Source organism: Paenibacillus sp. FSL R7-0273 (assembly GCF_000758625.1).
Classification (GTDB): Bacteria; Bacillota; Bacilli; order Paenibacillales; family Paenibacillaceae; genus Paenibacillus_AQ.
Window position 1 is genome coordinate 5,342,372 of record NZ_CP009283.1, and the last position, 22,674, is coordinate 5,365,045.

The 22,674-nt window shown below is 52.3% G+C and carries 17 protein-coding genes; 3 read left to right on the forward strand and 14 right to left on the reverse strand.

Features of this window, described 5'->3' with window-relative positions; genetic code table 11:
• Positions 1-37: 37 nt before the first annotated feature.
• The 4 genes from uidA to R70723_RS23095 form a co-directional block, all read right to left on the reverse strand.
• On the reverse strand, positions 38-1,837 hold the full coding sequence (gene uidA, locus R70723_RS23080; protein WP_039875751.1) for a beta-glucuronidase: 1,800 nt from the start codon (positions 1,835-1,837) through the stop codon (positions 38-40).
• A gap of 99 nt (positions 1,838-1,936) precedes the next feature.
• Positions 1,937-3,277, reverse strand: coding sequence for an ABC transporter substrate-binding protein (locus tag R70723_RS23085; protein ID WP_039875754.1), 1,341 nt, complete (start codon positions 3,275-3,277; stop codon positions 1,937-1,939).
• Positions 3,278-3,304: 27 nt separating this feature from the next.
• Entirely contained in the window at positions 3,305-4,135 is an 831-nt protein-coding gene (locus tag R70723_RS23090) for a carbohydrate ABC transporter permease (RefSeq protein ID WP_039875755.1), read from the reverse strand.
• Positions 4,136-4,146: 11 nt separating this feature from the next.
• Positions 4,147-5,091, reverse strand: a complete 945-nt coding sequence (locus R70723_RS23095) for a carbohydrate ABC transporter permease (protein ID WP_047171213.1) — start codon at positions 5,089-5,091, stop codon at positions 4,147-4,149.
• Positions 5,092-5,280: 189 nt separating this feature from the next.
• On the opposite strand from R70723_RS23095, the gene R70723_RS23100 reads away from it, so the two are divergent.
• Together R70723_RS23100 and R70723_RS23105 are read left to right on the forward strand one after the other, a co-directional pair.
• Positions 5,281-7,068 (forward strand): cache domain-containing sensor histidine kinase, encoded by a 1,788-nt coding sequence (locus R70723_RS23100; RefSeq protein ID WP_039875758.1) that lies wholly within the window; start codon positions 5,281-5,283, stop codon positions 7,066-7,068.
• Positions 7,069-8,673 carry a response regulator transcription factor gene (locus R70723_RS23105; protein WP_039875761.1) on the forward strand — a complete coding sequence of 535 codons (1,605 nt, stop codon included), beginning with the start codon at positions 7,069-7,071 and terminating at the stop codon, positions 8,671-8,673.
• On the opposite strand, the gene R70723_RS23110 is transcribed toward R70723_RS23105, so the two are convergent.
• From R70723_RS23110 to R70723_RS23125, 4 genes are all read right to left on the reverse strand, one after another.
• A complete protein-coding gene (locus tag R70723_RS23110) occupies positions 8,674-9,381 on the reverse strand; it encodes a Crp/Fnr family transcriptional regulator (protein ID WP_081957473.1) in 708 nt (235 codons plus the stop codon). It abuts the gene before it with no gap.
• A 21-nt stretch (positions 9,382-9,402) separates the two neighbouring features.
• Complete coding sequence (gene rd, locus R70723_RS23115; protein WP_039875764.1) at positions 9,403-9,582, reverse strand: rubredoxin; 180 nt, start codon at positions 9,580-9,582, stop codon at positions 9,403-9,405.
• Between the two features lie 476 nt (positions 9,583-10,058).
• On the reverse strand, positions 10,059-11,276 hold the full coding sequence (locus tag R70723_RS23120; protein WP_039875766.1) for an NAD(P)/FAD-dependent oxidoreductase: 1,218 nt from the start codon (positions 11,274-11,276) through the stop codon (positions 10,059-10,061).
• Between the two features lie 15 nt (positions 11,277-11,291).
• The gene (locus R70723_RS23125) at positions 11,292-12,530 is read right to left on the reverse strand and encodes an FprA family A-type flavoprotein (RefSeq protein WP_039875768.1); all 1,239 of its coding nucleotides are present in this window, start codon (positions 12,528-12,530) and stop codon (positions 11,292-11,294) included.
• A 322-nt stretch (positions 12,531-12,852) separates the two neighbouring features.
• Between R70723_RS23125 and R70723_RS23130 the strand changes: the two genes are divergently transcribed.
• The gene (locus R70723_RS23130; RefSeq protein WP_039875770.1) at positions 12,853-13,743 is read left to right on the forward strand and encodes a DMT family transporter; all 891 of its coding nucleotides are present in this window, start codon (positions 12,853-12,855) and stop codon (positions 13,741-13,743) included.
• A gap of 55 nt (positions 13,744-13,798) precedes the next feature.
• On the opposite strand, the gene R70723_RS23135 is transcribed toward R70723_RS23130, so the two are convergent.
• The 6 genes from R70723_RS23135 to R70723_RS23160 form a co-directional block, all read right to left on the reverse strand.
• Complete coding sequence (locus R70723_RS23135; protein ID WP_039875772.1) at positions 13,799-15,304, reverse strand: glycoside hydrolase family 30 protein; 1,506 nt, start codon at positions 15,302-15,304, stop codon at positions 13,799-13,801.
• Positions 15,305-15,382: 78 nt separating this feature from the next.
• On the reverse strand, positions 15,383-18,025 hold the full coding sequence (locus tag R70723_RS23140; protein ID WP_039875774.1) for a beta-glucosidase: 2,643 nt from the start codon (positions 18,023-18,025) through the stop codon (positions 15,383-15,385).
• Between the two features lie 1,433 nt (positions 18,026-19,458).
• Positions 19,459-20,313, reverse strand: a complete 855-nt coding sequence (locus R70723_RS23145) for an SDR family oxidoreductase (RefSeq protein WP_039875777.1) — start codon at positions 20,311-20,313, stop codon at positions 19,459-19,461.
• On the reverse strand, positions 20,310-20,741 hold the full coding sequence (locus tag R70723_RS23150) for a MarR family winged helix-turn-helix transcriptional regulator (protein ID WP_039875778.1): 432 nt from the start codon (positions 20,739-20,741) through the stop codon (positions 20,310-20,312). Before R70723_RS23150 ends, R70723_RS23145 begins: the two co-directional genes overlap by 4 nt.
• A 143-nt stretch (positions 20,742-20,884) precedes the next feature.
• Positions 20,885-21,616, reverse strand: a complete 732-nt coding sequence (locus tag R70723_RS23155) for an SDR family NAD(P)-dependent oxidoreductase (protein WP_039875781.1) — start codon at positions 21,614-21,616, stop codon at positions 20,885-20,887.
• A gap of 37 nt (positions 21,617-21,653) precedes the next feature.
• Positions 21,654-22,664 (reverse strand): hypothetical protein, encoded by a 1,011-nt coding sequence (locus R70723_RS23160; RefSeq protein ID WP_039875783.1) that lies wholly within the window; start codon positions 22,662-22,664, stop codon positions 21,654-21,656.
• Positions 22,665-22,674 lie beyond the last annotated feature (10 nt).

Below are 22,674 nucleotides of genomic sequence, written 5' to 3' on the forward strand. Positions count from 1 at the left end.
AACCTTGATTCACTCAAGGTTGTCTGCCATGCGTATGCTATTTCGGCTTATACCCGAAATCCGGGATCGCCGTCCATCTCCGGCGCAGCTCGTGCGCCGCGGCTTTCGGCTTGCGCTCCCGGGTGAACACGCCCTTCTTATTGCCCTGCACCCGGATAATGCCCTGGCTGGTAGCGAAGTCGGCAAAGTTCCAGACCTGCTCGCCCACAAAATCAGCGAACTCATCAAACACCTGGTGATTCGCCCTGTAGAACTCCACCTGATATTCCTCAGTGAACATGATTGGCTCCACATCATGCAGTCCGGCCACGGTATCGGTGCCGTATTCGGTGAACATCATCGGCTTGCCGGGGCAGCGCCGGGTCCAGCCTCCAAGCTCCAGCCGCAGCTTGTCCTTGGCAGATTCCAGATCACCCCCGTCCACATACCAGCCGTAGTAACGGTTGAAGGCCAGCACATCGATCAGCTCGGAGATTTTATCGTTTTCAGGTGAGGCCTCAATATGTGTTACCAGCGTAACCGGACGGTGCTGCGGATCTTCCTCGCGCATCTGCTCAATCAGCGGTTTGAAGTATTCATACGCTCCCTCCTCGTAAGAAGCGGGCTCATTGGCCACGTTCCACATCACCACGCACGGATGGTTTTTGTCCCGGTTAATCAGCTCCGAGATAACCTGCTGGTGGTGTTCGAAGGTCTGCACCTCTTTCCATGTGTCCTTTTTGCCGCCGCCCGACAGCATAACCAGAAAGTTCAGATCCAGTCCGACTGCCGGAGTTTCATCAATAACGACAAAGCCCTCACGGTCGGCAAGACGCATCACTTCCTCAGCATACGGGTAATGCGCGGTCCGGAAGGAGTTGGCTCCGGTCCATTTCATCAGGTTGAAGTCCATGACATTCGCCGCTTCATCCAGCCCCCGGCCATGAAACGGGGTGTCCTCATGTTTGCCGTAGCCTTTGAAGTAAAACGGCTTGCCGTTAATCAGGAATTGGCCGTCCTTTACCTCTACCGTCCGTACGCCAAACGGCTGATCATAGACATCTACTACCCGGGCGTCCTGCAGAAGCTCTATTTTCAAAGTATACAAATAGGCCTTTAAAGGCTGCCAGAGCTTAACCTGCGGAATGTCCAGCTTCCCTGAGGCACCTTGCCCGCCCGAGACTGCATTCCCCTCCTCATCCAGCACTGTTACCCGGACGTCCGTTTCCCCGCTAACCTCAACGCTGTATCGAACAATTCCTTTATCTCCCTCATAATCCGTTACAACCGTAACATCCTGAATGAAGGTATGCGGAGTAGAGTAGATTTTCACCGGCCGCTGCAGGCCCGCAAAGTTAAAGAAATCGAAGTTTGGCTGATTCTTCAGCTTTTTGTTCCCGTCAGGCCCCACAGTCTCCGTATACAGACCTACAGGCAGAGTGGTGTAATCCACGATATTGTTAACGGCCACCGTCAGGCGGTTCGTTCCCGTCTGAATATAATCATTCACCACAGCCTCAAAAGGCAGGAAGCCGCCGGAATGCTCCATTACCAGCTGACCGTTCAGATAGACCCTCGCTTTATGTGTGGCCGATCCGAACCGGAGCACAAGCCGCTCGTTACTCACGTTTCGCGGAAGCGTGATTTCTCTTTCGTACCAGACATCGCCGACATGATTGCGGATCTCCGGGCTGACGCCAAGATCATTGTAGGCTGAAGGAACCGCCATGGGAATGGCGTCCTTCACTCCTGCTTCGTACCATTTTTCCTCAAAGCCTGAACCGTGGTCCAGTTTGAAATTCCAGATGCCGCTAAGCTCAATTAAACTGCGGGTTTCCGTCATAATCGGATAAAGCACAGGGCAGCACTCCTTGGTTAAAGTTTTGCAGAAGCTTTTTCAGAATTACTAACAACGATCTTCCGGATCTTAGAATTCACCACCGGCGTCCTTCTGCTCTCAGGACTTGGAATCAATAATCTTCTGAATCCTGGTCTGGGCATTCTGAATAGTCGTCTCCATGTCCTGGTCTGCCAGCATCATTTTATCGAATTCTTCAAGCAGGATCTTCTCGAGCTCTGCATGATAAGGTACAGCTACGGCAGCGCTTGGGGTTGCGGTATTTTCCAGCACGTACATCAGCGATGCTTTATCGATCATCTCCGGATTTTTGCTGCCAGCGATAATGTTATCGACAACCTCATTCATATCTGCCTTTTTCCAGGAGGGGATATTCTTGCCCTGAAGCACAATCCCTTCGGTAGTAAACCAGCGGATAAAGGTATACGCCTCATCTTTATGCTTGGATTTGCTGTAGATGGACAGTACGTCACCGCTGACGTTCGCCGAAATCGGATCATCCGCATTCATGGTCGGAACAGGAGCAAATACGGTCTTGAAGCTGGCCGGAATCGTGTCTGTACCGCCTGCTTCGGGAACAAGGAAGGAGCCTGAAATCAGCATGCTTGTATCCTGATTGAAATATTGCGGACGGTAGTTCAGCTTCTGGCTGACCACCTCAGCATACGGGGTTGCCGAGCCCTCCTGCTCACCCTGCAGACGCAGCTCCAGCGACTTGCGTATATAAGGATTGTCTATATTCGCCTTCAGTCCGTCATCAGTGGTCAAATTGGCGTTCACGGACTGGGTAAAGTTCTGCACAAGGTAGCCGTATTGAATCCAGCTGTGGAAGTAAGTACCGTAACGGGTTTTGCCGTTCTCTGCTTTGGTCAAGGCCTTGGCATATTCCATATACTCATCCCAGGTCCAGTTCTTTGGTAGCTCCAGCCCGGCTTCCTTCAGATGATTCTCATTGATAAAGACCATCCCCTGGGACGACTTGCCGGGAAGCCCGTATACCTTGCCGCCGATCCGGGTATCTGCCGTATATTCATCCGCGAAGCTGATGCCGTCCTTCTCCAGATAAGCATCGATCGGCTCAACCATGCCAAGCTCCGCCCGCTGGGAGAGATAGTTCATGTTACTGAACATGATAATGTCCAGATCATCACCACCGGCGACGGCCAGATCGAGCTTTTTGTAATATTCATTGGAGTTGTTATCCTCAGCGGAAGCAAATTCCACTTTAATATCCGGATGCTGCTTCTCAAATTCTTCAATGACAACATTCCATTTGTCCATCTCTTTGGTATACCAGTTACTTAGCTTAATCGTGACTACATCCGCATTTTCTCCGCTGTTAGCAGTACTATTCTCCTCTTTGCCTGCCCCTCCGCATCCGGTAACCAGCAAGGACAGCACCGGTACGGTGATCAACCATTTTGCTTTAGCTTTGAACATTGTAATACCCCCTGTAATAGAATTGGCCTAGCCCTTAACGCCGCCCATAGCGACACCCTCGATGACCTGCTTCTGCCCTATAATGAAAATGATCAGCAGAGGCACAATAGCGGACACCGCGCCTGCCATCATCAAGGAATAGAACTCACCGCTGAAATCAGCAAATCTGCGGATTCCCAGTTGCAAGGTGAACAGTGAATCAGAACGGAGAAAAATCAGCGGATTCTGGTAATCATTCCACGTCCAGATAAACCGCAGAATCATATATGTGGCCAGCGCGGGCTGCACAAGCGGCAGGGCAATCCGGCTGAAGATGGTCCAGTGGCCGGCTGCGTCAATGCGGGCCGATTCAATAATCTCATCATGAATGCCTAAGAAAAACTGTCTGAGCAGGAACGTTCCGAGCACACCGGATGCGGCAAGCAGCACCAGTCCGAAATGACTGTCAAACAGTCCGAGCCAGCGGAACATAATAAACTGCGGAACAAGAATCGCCTGTGTCGGAATCATGTAGGTGGCGAGCACCAGCAGAAACATCGCATCACGGCCTTTAAACTTCACTTTAGAGAAGCCATAGGCGGCCATGGCGGAAATAAGCAGCGACAAGGCCGTTGACATTAGTGTTACCTTGATGCTGTTCCAGTAATAAAGGCCAAACGGCACAACGCCCGCCCACACCTGCCTGTAGTTCTCCGCCGCATTCCATTTCTCCGGAATCCACTGGATCGGATATTTCATGACATCCAGCTCTGGCTTGAAGGACGCGGACAGCATCCATAGGAAGGGCATCACAAAGAGAATGCCGGCAGCCCCCATACCGACTGTTACAAGAACGCGGTTTAACTTGATAGAATGCATTGCTTTCCCTCCTAGTAATTGACCCATTTCTTTTGTCCAAGCCACTGAACAAGCGTCACCAGCAGGATAAGAATCAGCAGCACAATGCCCATTGCCGACGCATACCCCGACTCCAGGTTGACAAAGGCAACCTCGTACAGATAGTAGACAATAACGGAGGTCGAGCCGGCCGGTCCGCCGCCCGTCAGCACCATAATTAGATCAAATACCTTAAAGGAACCGACAATTCCCGTAATCAGCAGGAAAAAGGAGGTCGGTGACAGCAGCGGCAGCGTGATGCGGAAAAATTGCCTTAGCGGAGATGCACCGTCCACATCGGCTGCCTCATACAGATCCTTAGAGATATTTTGCAGCCCGGCCATGTATATGACCATGTTGAAGCCCAGTGAAGTCCAGACCATAATAATCATGACCGAAATCAGGGCAAACTTTGGATCAGCCAGCCACAACGGCGGGTTCTCCACTCCTATGGACCGGAGGAAGCCGTTGATCGGCCCGTTAGTCGGGTGATACAGCACTCTCCATAATAGCGCAATCGCCACGAAACTAGAAATAAACGGCATGAAATAAATAACCTTGAACAATGATTTGAAATAAGTGGCTTTATTAATCAGCACGGCCAGCACCAATGCCAAAAATATCGCTACCGGCACTACGGCAATCATGATCAGATTGTTCATCAGCGAGCGGTGAAACGCCTCATCCTGGAACAGCCGTGTGTAATTATCAAGCCCGACCGGCTGAAAGCCCTCAAGCCCGGTTACAAAATTCCAGTCCGAAAAGCTGATCACGCCGGATAACAGAATTGGAATAATGACCAGCGTTACCGTCAGCACGAGCATCGGCGCAATAAACAGGTAGCCCGCAATATTGTCGTAAAAGGACTGCTTTCGCACGCCGCGTGCTGTCAGCTTCACGGACTGCTTAGGTGCTCCTTTTTCGGGAATGTACTCCATCTCTTCACCTCAATTTCAGTTTGTATCCTTAGTATAGAAGCCGCCTGGGGCCTCACGCATGCAACGGAATTATCTATATTGAAAAGTTTGTATACTATTATTTTTTCCAAAGTGAAAAAATTGTTGGATGAGGTTTGCCTGCAAATGAAGTACCATGATCATGTGAATATCCAGTAACGGGGGACAGTAATGAAGAAGAAACAAAGACAGCACCAGTTATCCTTCCGGCAAAAGCTTATTCTGACCTCTATCGCATGTCTGGTTATACCAACGATAGGGATGCTTTATATTACGAATAGTTATTCCAAGCTTATTATCCGGGAGCATTCTCTGGAAAAATCCACCCAGTCCCTGATGATTGTGCAGTCGCAGATTAATGCGGTCTTTGAAGAGATGGTCTCCGTCTCCAACTTTGTCCATTTTGATCCTGAAATTAAAAACCTGCTGGAGGATGCCAAAACCAACCCGGTCTCGGCCAGAACCTTAACGAGCCGGCTGGAGCAGGTGGCCGGTGAAACCGCCGATCTACGGATTACGCTGCTGGACAGAGACGGCAATGCATATTCCGATTATTCCTTTTATGATTTTGATCCGCGTGATTTCACCAGGGAAGGCTGGTTTACCAGGCTGGAGCAGCTCTCACCGTATGACACTTTATTTATGGGGGCGGAAGCCAATTACCTGACCTCCCAGCCGGACAAGCCATATGTATTTATGACCGCACGGGCTCTAAGAGAAGGAACCGATACCGGCCCCTATGCTTATCTTATTGTCAGCCGGAGTGAAGCTTCCATCCGGGAGCACTTCGGTTCTCTTGAGGAGGATGTCTATCTGCTGAATGGAGCCCATCATATTCTATCGAACCGCAACGAGGCTCTGATCGGATCAAGCTTCAATACGGTAATCCCTGTTGACGAGCCCGTCTATCCTGATATTGTGGAGTTCAATCACGAGAACCAGCTCCTCCTCTCCCTGCCGCTGAAATATGCGGATTGGAGTCTGGTCAGCGTAGCCCCATATGAGCAGCTGACGGAGCGGCTGAACGGAATTAACCGGACAGGCTTGCTGCTGCAGGCCATTTTTGCCATCAGCTTCCTGTTTGCCCTGACCTATCTGCTGCGCAGATTCACCAAGCCCGTGCTTATTCTCGGAAAAGTAGCCCGCAGAGTAGAGGCCGGTGATCTGATGGTACGCTCCAAAATCCGGGGAAGGGATGAAATCGGCAGCCTGGGCCACTCCTTTGACGAAATGCTTGACCGGATTCAGCTCATGCTCAAGCAGGTGGAGCTGGAGCAGCAGCTAAAACGCCAGGCGGAAATCGCCATGCTGCAGGCCCAGATTAATCCGCATTTTCTGTTTAACGTGCTAAGCTCGATCCGGCTGCGGCTGCTCATGAAGCAGGATGAAGAGAACGCTTTTATTGTAGGCTCCTTATCCTCGCTGCTGAGAGCCAGCTTTTCCAGCCAGGAGGAATTCGTGTCCATCTCCCATGAGCTTGAATCTGCCAAGCAGTATATGGAGCTGATGCGGTTCACCATGCGGTACCCGACCGAATCCGTGGTGAACGCGGATGTAGACTTACTGCTGGAGCTTGTGCCGCGGTTCATCCTGCAGCCTGTCATCGAGAACGCTTATAAACACGGCTTCGCCAGGGGCGGAGGCAGAATCCTTATTTCGATTGAGAAAATAAATACGGTGCTCCGCATCAGGGTTGAGGATAACGGAACGGGGATGGAGGAGGACACGCTGAATATCCTGCTTCTCCATATCAAACAGCAGGACGCAGCGCTTGAAAATCTGAAAACAGCAGAATCAGCGGATGATAAGATCCCCTCGCACGGCATCGGGCTGGTCAATGTCTATCAGCGGCTGAAGCTGATCTACGGGGACAGCTTTACAATGAATATTGAGAGTATTAACGGCTGCCGGACCACCGTCGAGCTGATTCTGCCTTACAGAGAGACAGGAGGACATTAAATGAGATACAAAGTGGTGTTAGCCGATGATCATTTTCCTGTACTGGAATATTTGAGCGGGGGCATCCCCTGGGAAACGCTGGGGCTTGAATTGTCTGCCGCATGCTCAGACGGCAAGCAGGCCTGGGAGGCCTGCCAGCTGCACCAGCCGGATATTCTGCTTACCGATATCGGCATGCCGGGGATGGACGGGCTGGAGTTAATCCGTAAGACACGGGAGCTCAATCCGCAGCTGCAGTCGGTCATCCTGTCCTGCCACGGGGAATTTGAGTATGCGCAGAAGGCGGTCAAGCTCAATGTTGCCGAGTATATATTGAAGGAGAGTATGGAAATCCGGCAGGTCATTTCTGTACTGGCTGAGGCGGTCTCGCGTCTGGAGGTGAAGCAGCTCTCCCGTAACCATTACCTCAAGCTGGAGCAGCTGGTTACGCAGAATCACTCCGCTATCCGGACCCGGTACATCCGCATGCTGCTTGAGCAGCCGGTCGGGGATGAAGCCGGCTGGTTTAAGCAGGCTGAGGCGATGGGGATTCCGCTGCAAAAGGATGTACCGTACCTGCCGGTATTGGCGATGCCGGAACGCAGCTACGAGCTGGAGCGGCGCTTCGGCGGCATTGTGAACATGCAGTTCGTTATAGATAATGTGCTGGCGGAAATCCTGGAGATTGACGGATTGCTCCAGTTCGCGTTGACGGAACGGCAGTTCATCCTGTTCATTCCGTTACCGCGGACCCTGATCCGCAATCTGCATGAGGAATTCCGCAGCCGGATGCTGCAGGTCCAAAAAAGGATGAAGCCGCACCGCATGGGCATTTCATTCTTTTACGGTGAAGCCAGCCCGAGCCTGATCGAACTCAAAAAGCAAATTCTGGCGCTGCTGGATGCCCAGGCTCTGCGCTTCTACTCTGCCGAAGGAGCGATTATGAAGCTGGAACCCGTGAGGATGACAGGCGAGGATCTGTTCATGCACTACTCTCAAACACTGCAGCAGCTGAGAGACTGCATCCAGCATGAGGATCATGCCCGCATCAGTTCTGCAGTCGATCATATCAGGGAGCATATCGGAGATAACAAATACCCGGTAGAAGCCGTGAAGAGCTGGCTGCTTAAAATGGTGATGGAGCTGGAATTAAAATATATCGTGATGCAGAATTTCACCAACAATTTCAACAGCGAAATGCTCCAGCGCTCGGTCCGGGAATTTGAAACGCTTGACAGGCTGATGGAATGGCTGGAAGGCTTCCTGAATGAAAAAATCCTGATGCTAAGCTCCATCTGGAAGCAGAACATCAGGAAAGAGGTGGCTGAAGCGAAGCGATATGTCATGAATCATATCAGTGAGAAAATAGGTATGGAGGAGATGGCTATCCGGCTCGGGCTGAATCCCACCCATTTCAGCCGTTTATTCAAGCTGGATACCGGCCTTACCTTCATTGAGTTTGTGACCCGCTCAAAGATGGAGCGGGCACGGGAGCTGCTGAATCAGTCCAATCTCAGCATTGTCGAGATTGCGGAGCAGCTCGGCTACGACAACACCAGCTACTTCATCAAGCTCTTCCGCAACTTCTCCGGCATGACTCCTGCCGAGTTCAGGAAGTCAATTTGATTATACTGTGTACCTCTCCAGTGACGGCCGGTCCTTTACGATCAGCTGCTTGTTGCCGACCAGCTCAATCAGGCCCAGGTCCTCGAAGCGGGCAAATTTGCGGCTGATCGTTTCCCGGGTGACGCCCACATAGCTCGCCAGCTCCTCGCGGGAGAGCGGCAGCTTGATCGCAAGGCCGCTGCTGCGCGGCTTGCCGTACTTGTCGCCCAGCTCCAGAATCATATGGGCGATCCGGATTTCCGGGTCCTTGGTCGCCAGACTCTGCGCCAGATTCTCGGTATGGGCCAGCCGCTTGGCGACGGTCTTCAGCAGCTTGATCGTAATGTCCGGATTCTCCGCCATCAGCTGCTCCATATCTGTCCGGGTCAGCAGGCAGATGGCCGTCTCAGTCAGCGCGTAGGCGCTGAAGTTACTCAGCTCCTCGCTGCTCAGGATATTCAGCTCGCCGAAAAATTCCCCGCTGCTCAGCACATGCAGAATCTGCTCTTTGCCCTGCGGTGTCATTTTGGACAGCTTCACCTGTCCCTGCTGGATAATAAACAGCGTGTCTGTCGGCTGCTCCTCCAGAATCAGCGCCTGGCCTTTGGCGTATTTGCGGTGTCTGATCATCGCGCTGATCCGCGAGAGCTCGCCGCCGCTGAGCGAGGCGAAGATCGGCACCTTGCGGGTGCACGGCTCCGCAGCGTTCTTACAGGAATGTTCCGGCATTTCTGTATCCCTCCTTGTTTTTTAGGAAACGATCTTTTTCTGTGCCACCGGTTCAAAATGCGTGGTGTCTTCCCCGCACACCGGGCAGACCCAATCCTCCGGCAAATCCTCAAACGTCGTACCCGGCTCTACATCCTCATCGGGATCTCCGAGCGCCGGATCGTAAATATAGCCGCATGGCTTGCAAATGTATTTAGTCATTGTCTATTCCTCCTGTGAATTTTATTATATAGATTGAACTAATAATATTGCTGTTTTGGGATTGCATGTGACTCCAGAGAATGTTTGGACTTCCAGCCGCTGTTGTCTGCAGATTTCTTGATTTATACCGTTTTTAACGGTTGAAATCCGCAGACAAAGGCGGTCGCTACCGCTCCTCCAGTTCCAAAATTCCCCTCCGCCACTTTTCCCTTAACGTAAATTCTTAAGTTCAATCTATATAGTTGGATTTACGTCACTTAATTCCATCATTTCTCAAACTTTATAATCATTAGTTGGAAAAAGGTTACTTATTTCGAGCGAAAACCACCATTTAGAGCGGTAACCGCTAATTAGATAACCTTTTTCCACTTAATCTCTTTAAACTGGCGGATTTACCGAAATTAGGTACCGTTTTTCCACTTATTTTGCTCAGCAACCGCCTGCAGGGTTCATTCCCGCACATCCGGTTGAACCCGCTACTCCACCAGCGCCGCAATCCCGGCAATAACCGCCTCAAGACTGCCGCCCGCCACATCAAGCCCCTCCAGGCTCACGCCCCGCTCCACCGCTGACTTATACAGCAGCGATGCTGCCGCACCGTCCCAGGCAAGCGCCCCGGCCAGCCGGTTGTCCTTGACGTAAATCCGCGTGTACACGCCGTTTACTTCGCCGGCGGCTGACACGTCACACTGCCGCTCATCCGTGTTCCCGATTGAGAACAGCGAGCTGCCAAAAGCGTTAAACAGCGTCACCGGAACCGGCCGGCGGTAATCGGCCGGGTCTGCCGCAGCCATATTCATCCCGGCTACTTTGCCCTGCTCAATGGCTCCGCCCCATAGCCCCTCAACCAGGCCATCCAGCTCGGCTATGTCGCCGGCGGCATAAATATGGGGAGCACTCGTCTCCAGATGACGGTTCACCAGTACACCGGACCGGACATGTATTCCGGTCTCCCGCACAAGCTCCGTATTCGGTACGATGCCGATTGAATATACCACATGCTGACAAGGAACTTCTGTTCCGTCATCCAGCGTTACGCCGGAGACTGCTGCATCTCCGTTAATCGCAGTGACTCCGGCATGAAGCTTAACCTCTACACCAGCCTGCTCCAGAATCTGGCACAGCCGCTCCGATGAAGTCTCATCCAGCTGCCTTGCCATCAGGCGCGGGGCTGCTTCAATAATCGTCACCGGATAACCGGCCTCATGCAACGCCCAGGCTGTCTCCAGCCCCTGCACCCCGCCGCCGATGACAACGGTGCGCTGCCCGGCGGTCAGCTCTGCCTTTAACCGGTCGGCATCGCCCAGATCCCGGATCGTATGCACGTTCTGCAGTCCGGCACCGCCTACAGCCAGCGCCCGGTTCCGGGCACCCATGCAGAGCAGCAGCTTATGGTACGTTACCCGCTGTCCGTCTGCCGTCTCTACCTCCCGCGCCTCCGGGTGGATTGCAGCAATCCGGCTGGCAGTGTGCAATGTGATCCGGTTATCGCGGTACCACTTCTCCTTCTTGATCAGTACCTTGTCGCTGTGCAGGTCGCTGAACAAGCCCTTGGTCAGCTTAATCCGGTTATAGGGCAGGTGAGTCTCCTCACCAAAAATCGTAATCTCCGAGTCCGCATCCTGATCCCGGATCGCCTTCGCGGCATGAACCGCCGCTACACCGCTGCCGACAATAACATAATGTTTATTCATCCCGGTCCGCCCCCCTTAGATTGCGCTCAGCAGCAGGTCGGAGACGAATTCAGCGGCATTTTTGATCTTCTGTGTCTTCTCGGCCTCTTTCGGGGAGAAGCGGACACGGATCGGGAATTCCACATGCGTCATGCCGGTGGACTTGATTACGTCCGACGTGCTCTGTACGGTCATATTGGTTCCGTTCAGGTAATCCTGGATAACCTCGATTGCTTCACCGCTCCAGCCGTAGGAGCCGAAGGCCGCTGCCAGCTTGCCTTTCAGATTCAGGAGCTGCAGCTCCTTGAGCAGCGGCTCCAGATTGCCGATCATATCGGCGTAACGGGTGGAGCTGCCGATGAAGACAGCGTCCGCCGCCTCGATGCTCTCGATAATGTCGTTCATATCGCTTTTATCCGCATCCCATACCGTTGCTTCTATTCCGTTCTCCTGCAGCGTAGCCTGCAGAATGCCGGCCATTTTCTTCGTATTGTTCTTGATGGTGGTGTAGACGATTGCCGCTTTTTTCCCCTGGGTCGTTTCCCGGCTTAGCTCGGCATACAGATCAATATACTTGCGGACGTCCTCGCGGATCAGGAACCCGTGCGAAGGGGCGATCATGTCAATCTCCAGATCCTTGACCGCTTCCATCAGCGTTCTTACATATCTTCTGTGCGGGTGGATAATGGCGCTGTAATAGCCTTTGAAATCCTCTGTGATATCAAAACCCGCCTCGTCGCTGAACAGCTTCTCCACAGCAACATGCGTGCTGAAAATGTCGCACGGATACAATATTTTATCCTCTATACAATAAGTAATCATCGTTTCAGCGGTATGCAGGTAAGGGGTCTCCTTGAACAGCAGCGTTTTGCCGCCGATATCCAGCGTATCCCCGTCCCGGACCACCAGGTAATTACGGCTGTGCAGCTTGTACATTTCCTGAATTTCCGGCACCGCAATCTCAGTGCATACAATAGTAGCGTTAGTCGCCCGCATAGCCAGCGCAGCCAGCCCGCCGGAGTGATCCGGCTCGGTATGATTGATTACGATATATGCAATATCCAGCGGATCAATCAGCTCCGCCATCCGGTCGGCATATTCACGGCCAAACTCCATATCCACGGTATCAATAACGGTCGGCTTGCCGGTTTTCAGCAAATAGGAATTGTAGGTCGTGCCCTTCGCCAGAATCAGCCGGTGGAACGGCACCTCACGGTTATCGATTTTTCCTACCCAGTACGTATCCTTGGCAATCTTTATATCTGAAATATTCATCTCTCTTCGCCCTCCAATTTGATCTTGTTTCTCTATCAGCACCCTCATTCTATAACGGGCACCGGGGTCAAAAGGAGGACTCTAATCAAATTTTTGAAAAATTAAAAAAGCGGAGATTACAAGTTTGAATATACACGGTTTACGGGCGGACGTTGTGTCTGAGGTCACGTTAGAAGGGGGAACATATAAAATTTAATATTTCCGAAAAATCTATCTTTTCTATTTGGTTAAAGCGGAGTATACTGATTGAGGAAAATTGGTCATGCGCGTTCCTGCACACTGAAATTCCCTATCTACTATATAAAAAAGGAAGCGTGTTAAGTTGAACAAGTATAAGGCCAATCTTCTCGTTTTGCTCATTACCCTGGGATGGGGCTCCTCCTATCTTTTTATGAAAATGGGCCTGGATTCCATGGAAGAATTCAATCTGCTTGCATTGCGCTTTGGGATCGCTTTTCTGGTGACCGGACTGGTGTTCTGGAGGCGGCTGCGCAAAATAGATAAAACGACAATCGGGTATGGTGCAGTGCTCGGAGCCATATTGCTCTGGGTGTGCGTATCCATTCTATTCGGCCTCAAAACAACAAGCACCTCAAACGCCGGCTTTCTCGTCGGGCTTACCGTTGTTTTTGTACCTATATTAAGCGTCTTTCTTTTCCGTAAAAAGCTCGAGCTGAGCCACATCGTCGGCGCACTGATTGCAATGACCGGCATTGGGATGCTGACCCTGAACAGCAAGCTGCAGATGCACCCGGGCGATATTCTCTGTATTTCCAGCGGAATCAGCAATGCATTGTTCATTCTGATCTCCGGCGCGGCAGTCAAAAAGACCGATTCCATAAATGTCGGCATTGTGTCCCTTGGCTTCACTGCGTTGTTTGCCCTGATCCTTTCTTTTATCTTCGAGTCCCCGGTTCTTCCCGGAACCTTTAGCGGATGGACTTCGATCCTGGCGCTAAGCCTGGTCTGCAGTGCCTTCTGCTTTATCGCCCAGTCCGTGTCTTTGAAATATATCCCGCCTGTACAGCTAGGCTTAATGTATGCACTGGAGCCGATTTTCGCCGCAGTAATTGCGTTTATGTTTGCCGGTGAGCGTCTGACCCTGCAAGGATACATCGGGGCGATGCTGGTGGTAGGCGGCATTCTGGTATCCCAGTGGCTGGAGCAGCGGAAAAAGCTTCTTACCGGCGCAGCCCAGCCTGTTTCACATTAGAATACCTGATTATAGGCCAAGAGACGGGATATCCCGTCTCTTTTTGTGTTCCGTCCTATGGCTTCCATTTAAAGGTCACCGCCGAACGCGCTTTTAAAGTAAAGGTAAAAGCACGCTCTCCCCACTGCACGCTGAACGCACGGTCCTCATCCGCCGGATTGAGCGCGATCAGCACAAGGGAACCGCCCGGATTACGGTAGGCGACATTTTCGATTCCGCCGGCCTGCGGCGAGTCGATGCGGACCGCTCCTGGATCAGTGAACCGGCTGGCATGTCCCAGCGCATAATATTCCACATTCCGTGAATAGCCTGACTCCCCTTGACCGTCTACGGTTACAACACCGCGGCAATTCGTGCAGCCTCCGTTCGCTGGTCCGCTTTCAGCATCAAGCGCCAGGTTCCACAGCAGCACGCTCTTTGCCCAGTTGCGCGGCCCGCCGATGATCAGCTTGGACATCAGCCAGGTCAGGTTATCGCTGAAATTCTCACTCCAAGCGCCTCCGCTGCACTCCGTTACATAGATCTCTTTTTCGGGATAGGCTTCGTGTATCTTGCTCATCACTTCCGGAGAACCCGCATAACAATGATATGCCGTACCGTCGGTGTAGGCGTTAGCTTTTGCATCACCCAGTACGGTTTGCGTATAGCTCTCCGCGGTGTCCCAGTTATGATCGAACGCCACAATTTTGGATGTAATTCCTTGCCTGCTGAACTCCGGTCCCAGATAATCCCCGATAAAAAGGGCCTGCTCTTCCGCACCCATGCTCATACTCGGATAATCCGCAGTCGTAAATTCAGGCTCGTTCTGTATAGTCAGTGCATAGATAGGGATACCCAGCTTCTCATATTCCTTAATGTAGCGTGCCAAATACTGCGCATAGGCAGCATACACACGCGGCTCCGCATAGTTTAAATACCAGCCGTTATGAATCTGCTCCCCGAATTTCATCCAGGGCGGGGCAGTCCAGGGTGTCCCCATAACCTTAATAGAGTTGTTCTCGTCCAGAATACGCTGGAGCAGCCCCGTCACATCCCCGTCTTTGGCGATGGAGAACTGCTCCAGCCCGTAATCCTCACCGGCTTCTGTGTCATCATAGGTATAGCTTGCCGGATTGCCGTCTGCATCGACAGAGAAGTCGGACGCGCCGACAGAATGGCGGACAAAGCTCAGACGTATCCCTTCGGGTGAGAACAGATCCTTCATTAGTGCATCCCGCTGATCACCAGACATCCGTTTATTGACCAGAAAAGCGGAAGACCCGGTAACAGAAGCGCCAAAGCCGTCCATCGTCTGATATTCCCGGTCCGGATTTACTGTGATAACGGGCTGGCCGGAAGTAGACATTGGCGTTTCACCGCCGGAGCTATCAGCCTCCTCGAAAAAGAACGGCTCCTGCAGAGCAAGCAGACTGGACTGATCCCCCGTTGTTACCCAGGCCTTCACCTCTACCGGGGGCAGCTTGCTCTGTCCGGGCTTATCAATATAGAGCTTAGCAGCGATCCATACCGCCAGTACGGCTGCCGCTCCGGCAATCGTTAACAGGAGCTTACGTCTGCGCATATTTAACACCCCTTCGTTAGTAATAAAAAAAGAAGCCGGGGGCTTTGCTTCCCCTGGCTCCAACCGTTCATAGTATATCTATTTAACCGTCAGGCTGGTCTTCAGGCGGATATCATCCGAGGCGCTGCCGACATAAACCGGCACCTTACCGGATGGCATCACCCACTTGTCCGCTTTTTCATCCCAATAGGATAGCACTGAAGGATCTAGCTCGATTTGAACGCGCTGCTGCTTGCCCGGCTTCAGCTCTACCTTAGCCCAACCAGCCAGCTGCTTCGGTGCGGTCTCAACCTTGCCCGGCAATTGGCCGACATACACCTGCACCACCTCAGAGCCTGTAACTTTACCAGTATTCCGCAGATTGAGAGATACCGTCATTTTGCGGTTAGCCCCTTTGCCGCTTACGTTCGCATGAACATTACGGTAGTCGAAGGTTGTATAGGACAAGCCGTGGCCGAACGCGAACGCCGGCTTAATGCCGGAATTCTCGTAACCGCGGTACCCGACCATAACGCCTTCGCTGTACTCACCCTTGCCGTTTACCCCAGGGAATTGTGCAACAGCCGATACCGGCGTACTGTCCTCATTGACCGGGAACGTAACCGGCAGCTTGCCGGACGGATTCACGTCTCCGAACAGTACTCTGGCAATGGCGTCACCCTGCTCCTGTCCGGTGAACCAGGCCTGGACGATCGACTTGACCTTGTTCTGCCATCCGTCCATCTCGACCGCTCTTCCGCTCATGGATACCACAACCGTATTCGGGTTGGCCGCAGCCACCTCGGAGATCAGGCGGTCCTGGTTATTGGGCAGATCCAGATCCGAACGGTCGTAGTAGCCTTCACTTTCATAGGTGCGGACAACAACTACGGCAACATCGGATTTTTGGGCCAGATTAACGGCTTCCTGCATTTTGCTGTCTACAGCCCCAGCCGGCGGCTCCCAGCCGAGCCGGACGGTACCGCCGAAGTCCGTGGAGGCACCTTCCTTGTAGTAAGTTTTATATTCAATTTTGATTTCATGACGTTCACCCTTGGTCAGGGTTACTGCAGCCTTTTCTGTCTTCAGTGTGGTTCCGTCGCTGTCGATCAGCAGCTTGCCGTCCAGATACAGCTTGCCGGTACCGACACTGGTCAGGCTAAGATTGTACTCACCTGTCATTGGAGCGGTCAAGTAACCGTTCCAGCGTGCGGACATCATGCTGTTCAGATTGCCCGGTGTCTGCGGCAGCTTGGAGGATTGGCCGTTCAGTCCGTCAAAGTTATAAAAACCAAGATTCAGATTGACCTGACCATCAGTCCGGGTAAGCGTAGGCTCGCCTTCCATTTTGTTGTTAGGCCAGTATTCCCCGCTAAGACCGGTGCCTTCCCCGTCTCCCGCAGGAGTAAGAACCGAGGATGGGATCGCGGACGGACCGTTAACGATATCGCCGGTCGAAACCGGATCTGTGCCCGGTGCATAGCTGACTTTAACACCGCTGCCGGCACGGTCGCGGATGGCATCCAGCGGAGTGACTGTGTACGTCGGAGTTACCAGAGAGCTTCCCCCGACGGTAGCATAGGTGTCGGCGTCCGGACCGATGACAGCAATGGACTTCAGCTTGTCTTCGTTCAGCGGCAGCGCCTTGTTCTTATTCTGGAGCAGCACCAGGCTGTCCTCGGCAATATCCAGCGCGGCTTTACCGTGCTCCTCAGCCGGAATCTGGACATTCACCGGCTTGCTGTCAAACAGGCCCTTGTCGAACATCTGTGTCAGCGTTCTTCCGGCCATAAGGTCGAGCTGTTCCTCACTGACCTCTCCGTTCTGAACAGCGGTCAGCAGCTGATTTCCCCACTTGCCGTATGGCTCGCCCGGTGTTTCAAGATCAAGCCCGGCCAGCGCCGATTTGGCGGTGCTGAGATTGGCGCCGTAGTCGCTCATGACAAAGCCATCGAAGTTCAGCTTGTCTCTCAGGATATCGGTCAGCGCATATTCGCTTTCACAAGCGGGAGTGCCGTTGATTTTATTGAACGAGCACATTACGGAGGCAAGGCCTGCATCCTTAATCGCCGCTGCGAACGGTTTGGCATAAATTTCCATAATCGCCCTTTCACTGGCTACGGAATCGACCGTAAAACGGTCCGTCTCCTGGTTGTTGAGCAGGTAATGCTTGGCCGTTGCCATCACCGGATGGCTCTGTACAGCATTCACATAAGCTACGCCCAGCTTGGACTGCAGCAGCGGGTCCTCTCCGAGAGACTCGAAGTTACGTGAGCCCCATGGCAGCCGGGCAATGTCGAGGCCAGGTCCCAGCAGCACATTATGCGTTGTATTGAACGCTTCTTCACCAACCAGATCGCCGTAAAGAGCTGCGGCCTTGGTATCCCAGGTTGCAGCAAGCGCGATCGGCGCCGGGAAAGCGGTAGATTTCTTGTTTTGAATTTCAGGGTTGGCAATGCGCACACCTGTCGGCCCGTCGGCCATCGTCAATGCGGGAATGCCCAGCCGCTCCAGCGAATTGTTATAAAAGCCATAGTAGTTGTTCACATTACCTGTGACAAAATCAACCTTTTCCTTCTCGGTCATTTGCTGCAGCAGCAGCTCCGTACGGTCTTCCGGCGAACGCGAGGCGTCCATCCATGGCCTGGAAGTATAGGCCCCCGCCATCTGCAGAGGTGCGAGTATAGATATGCTCAATGCTGCGGCGGCAATCACCGCATGTACTTTTAAAGATACTTTCATGTTGTGTAGTTCCTCCTGATGTCTCTGTCTAATGACCCGTCCGCACATTCCAGTCTGTCCAGCTGCCGGACAGTCCTTGTTAATCGGCAATCCGAGTTATGCACTCCCCTCCTTCCGTCGTTTATTTCTGGAATATGTATAGGCTTCGCGCTTAAATGTGCCTATGTCTTGCGTGAGCACAGGCAGCTTTGAATCGCCGGGTCTAACCATAGCTTAGTTTTTCATGTTACGCATCCGTCATATTTTGGTAACGGGAAGCCTCCTGTACCCTGTTTTACTGAAAATTACCTGAAATTTTCCTGAAAGTTAGCTGAAAACAGGCGAAAACTAGGACTATATTCCCTTGCAGCTTCGTAACCTTATTGTAACCTTTTTGTAACTTTTAAGACAGAAGTATTACGAAAATAGGACCTCCTAAAATATCCAATATAGGGTTACTTTGAGTAAGTTACATCATATTACCGCATATGCACCCAGGTATTTACAGACGCAACATGCTGAAATTACGTTACACTATGCTGGAATGGATTGTAAAACCACAACGGAAGTGCATACTTAAGCTCATACTAGAATGAATAATAAAACTTATACTGAAATGAATGCTTAAACTCAGAAATGCTTGCTGTAGTCCGGGCTGATACTCTAGATGCATACGGGTCCGGGCTGATACTCATACATGCTTGCTGTGGCCCAGTCTGAGAATAGTTGTATCCGCCCACGCGCGCAGCCTCTTAGCACTTAATAGAAGCTCTCTTAATCAAATTAAGTGTAAAATCGTCACCTAATTTCTCCCTAAATCCCGCCACGGAGCAATTAGATGGAAAAACGTCACTTAATTTCATCCAATTAGCTCCAGAGCGGTAAATCGGCTGAATTAGATATCCTTTTTCCATCTAATAGCCGTAAAAGCCGAGGATTACCGGAATTAAGTGACCAAAATCAAACTAAATTCAGCGCGCCCCTTGCATCGACAAGTGATCCATTGTAAGTAGCTGCCTCAAACCCTCCGCCTTCGTTCAAACAACACAAAAAAACGGCGTTCCTGTAAGGAACAGCCGCTTCTTACATTAAAATATATTCAATCCGCTCACGAAAGCACCTAGCTAACAGCGTCCTTGCTGGTAGGCAGCTCCAGCCATACAACAGCCTGCATATAGTTATATCCGCCCACGCGCGCGCAGCCTTTTAGCACTTAATAGAAGCTCTTAATCAAATTAAGTGTAAAATCGTCACCTAATTCCTCCCTAAACCCCGCCAAAGGGCAATTAGATGGAAAAACGTCACTTAATTTCGTCCAATTAGCTCTAGATCGGTAAATAGGCTGAATTAGATATCCTTTTTCCACCTAATAGCCGTAAAAGCCGAGGATTACCAAAATTAAGTGACCAAAATCAAACTAAATTCTCAAACCCCCTTGCCGTTTTACTCACAACTCATTCGAAACATTCAAGATTATCATCCACAAACTTCTGAAACGTTCTCGGCGCCCGCCCTGTCAGCTGCTGAAACTCTCCGCTCACCCGCTGAGCCGTCCCCATTCTGGTCATAAAATACAGGGCTACTGTTACATTGACATAGGCTTTATCGAGCCCCCGCTCTTTGATGTAATACCGTCTATATTTCAAAAACCCAGGCTTGGCATATGTAATCTCCCGTCCTGTCGCCTCACTGAGGATCTGCGCCACCTGATAATAATCAAGCGACTCCGGTCCGGTTAGCGTGTGGGCGGTATTGGCATATTTCTCAGGATCGCCAAGCAGCACAGCGGCAGCAAGCCCTATATCCGCCGCATCAATAAAGCTCGTTTTGCTGTTGCCCGCCGGTATATAAATCTGGTTCATCCCTCGAATCTCGGCAGCATGAATGCCCGAAACATTCTGCATGAAAAACCCGGGACGGATGTGCGCATAGGGTATTCCTGCAGCTTCTATGCATTTTTCAATTTTGTAGTGGGGCGGAATAGTGTTCTTCTCGATTCCCATCAGCGACAGAAAGGCGACCAGCCGGATGCCGTGAGCCTTCAACGCGCCGATAAAAGGATACAAATCCTCCGGTTTCCCCAAATGCGGAGGGCGCATCAGAAATACCCGGTCCACCCCTTCAAGCGCCGAAGCAAACGTAGACGGTTCTGTAAAATCCATCTTCACACATGCTGCCCGGCCGTGAAACCGTTGCTCCAGTCTGTAAACATCCGTCCCGGCGGCCACCACCTGCTCACCTCTGTCCATAAGCTCATCCGCCAGATAGCTGCCCACATTGCCCGAAGCGCCTGTAACTAATATTTTCATGACCGTACATTCTCCCGGCCGATGATTTCCGTCGCCTGCTGCATTAACTCTATAAATCTGGTGAATTCGGCGCTGCCCATCTGCTCCTCCAGCAGCTCCATGCTGCGGTAGTACTCCGTTGCGGTGGACTCTACGAGCTCCCTCCCCTCCGCTGTCAGAGAGACGGTATAGCTTCTCCCGTCTGTGGCTGATGCAGCCTTATGCAGGTACTTCTGGCGGAGCAGGGAGTTGATCATAACCGTAACGGACGGCTTGGATATCCTGAAAAAGCTGCTGAGCATCAGCGGCGTAACCGGCTCCTCCTGCTTCTCCACAAAGATAAGCACGCCCATCTCGCTGGACCTGACCGGAATATCCTTCTTCACATTCATCTGCTGCCGGCAAAATAAGCCGATAATCTCAGCGCTTCTTACCGTACTCTCCTTCACACATACACCTCATTTAGTTAGTCTGGTTAACTACATTTTCACATAGCGGCTCCCTGCTGTCAATTTGATATAAAAAAACCTCTCCGTCACCGGGAAATACCCGGTACCGGAAAGGCTGCCGTTCCTCTAAATCCGCACATGTTCTACCAAGGCAGCGTCTCCCCGGCATAATCAATCAGAGCCAGTCCTTCCCCGGTATAACCGGGATCAAGCCGCTGCTCCACAAGCTTCAAGATGCCCCCGGCGGACTCGTCCGGTGTCAGCCTTCCCGCTGTATCCAGCTTACCCTGCATATAAGTCTGGACATGGCCGGGATGAATGACCATCACCTTGCCGCCCTTAGGGGCAATCTGGTTGTGGATCAGCTGGGACTGCATATTGAGCGCCGCCTTGGACATGCAGTAGGCATACCAGGCGTTCCGCCAGCAGCTGCCGATGCTGCCTGCCTCGGAGGAGATGTTGACGATGAGCTTGCTCCCGCTTTTTAATATAGGCCGGATCAGCCCGTTCGATATTCTCAGCGCCCCCAGCGCATTCACACGGAACACCTGGTCCATCTCCTCAAAATCCAGCTCATCCTCAATCGTCGCCTGCATATCACCCAGAATCGCCCCGTTATTGATCAGGATGTCCAGCCGGTCGGTGGCCGCCGCCACGGCTTCCAGTGCTTCACGGACACTAGCCGCATTACTGATATCAAGCGGAACCCGCTTTAGCCGTCCCTCATTTAGCTCCTCCAGCCGCTCCAGCTCACCTCCTGCTTCAGCTCCCGCATATTGTCCGGCAAATACATGATAGCCCTTTTCCAGTAAACCCTTGACCAGGCTCAGCCCGACTCCCCGGTCTGCTCCTGTAACGAATGCCCACTGTATCATCAGCTTCTCCTCCTTATGCTCATACCTGTCATACCCCTTATATAAAAGGACGCCGGTCCAGCACTTTGTTCAGCACACGGTCCGCCTGTACCTGCTCCGGCAGCACCGACTGCACGATTGCCAGGGCGCAGACGCTGCCGCATAAGGTGTGCAGGTCCTCATACACCTCATCAGCCGGTTCTGCTGCACGTCCGGCAATAAACGCCAGCAGATGTCCGCCGATGGCCTGGACCATTTCCTTAAGCTCCTCCGCCCTGTGGCTGGTCTGTCCCATTACGCTCACTACAAGATACAGTACATCCAGTTCCACAAATGAGAAACTTCCCTCCGAAAGCGGGATCTGTCCGGATTGGAACAGCGTCAGGCAGGTATCTGCCAGCTGCTCCGGATAACGGAGCCTGCGCTTACGGCAATCCTGGTTGAACAGGTAATGGAAGGAGCCGGCCAGATGATGGAACAGAGGCGCTCCGTCATCAGAAGCTCCATCCCCCCGGCCCGTTATTGCTCCTTGCCGCCACAGCCCCGTCTCCGGATCTGCCTCCTTCCAGAGCCAGTCGAAATACCAGTCCTCCCACTCATTATCCGCTTCCTCAGCCAGCACCAGCGCAGCATAGACGCCTGCGCCCTTGGTTGACTCCCCCCATGGCTGATGCTTCCAGTCCAGCCCGTCCAGAAAAGCAGCCAGCCCAGAGCGCTCCTTCAGAGGATGCAGCGCTTTCAACGGGTGCAGCGGCTTGGCATCCAGCAGCTCCAGCGCCGAGACAGCAAACGCTGTGCTGTGAATAGCATGATGTCCTGCACCGGGGAACAGCCCGTCCTCCGGCTGCTGGAAGCCCTGCAGTGTCCGGCTCAGTCCCTCGTGCTCTGCACTTCCCGCGGCCGGCAGCTCCCCGAGTGTATACAGCAGAATTGCTGCATCTGCTGTTCCATACAGCTCGGCTGCCTCCGGTGGGTCTGCCAGCATTCTCCGGTATCCGCCCTCCTGTTCAGAACGGTGGGCATCAAGCGTGCGAAGCACCTTTTGTATAAAGGGCTCTATATTAATCATGTCTGGTTAT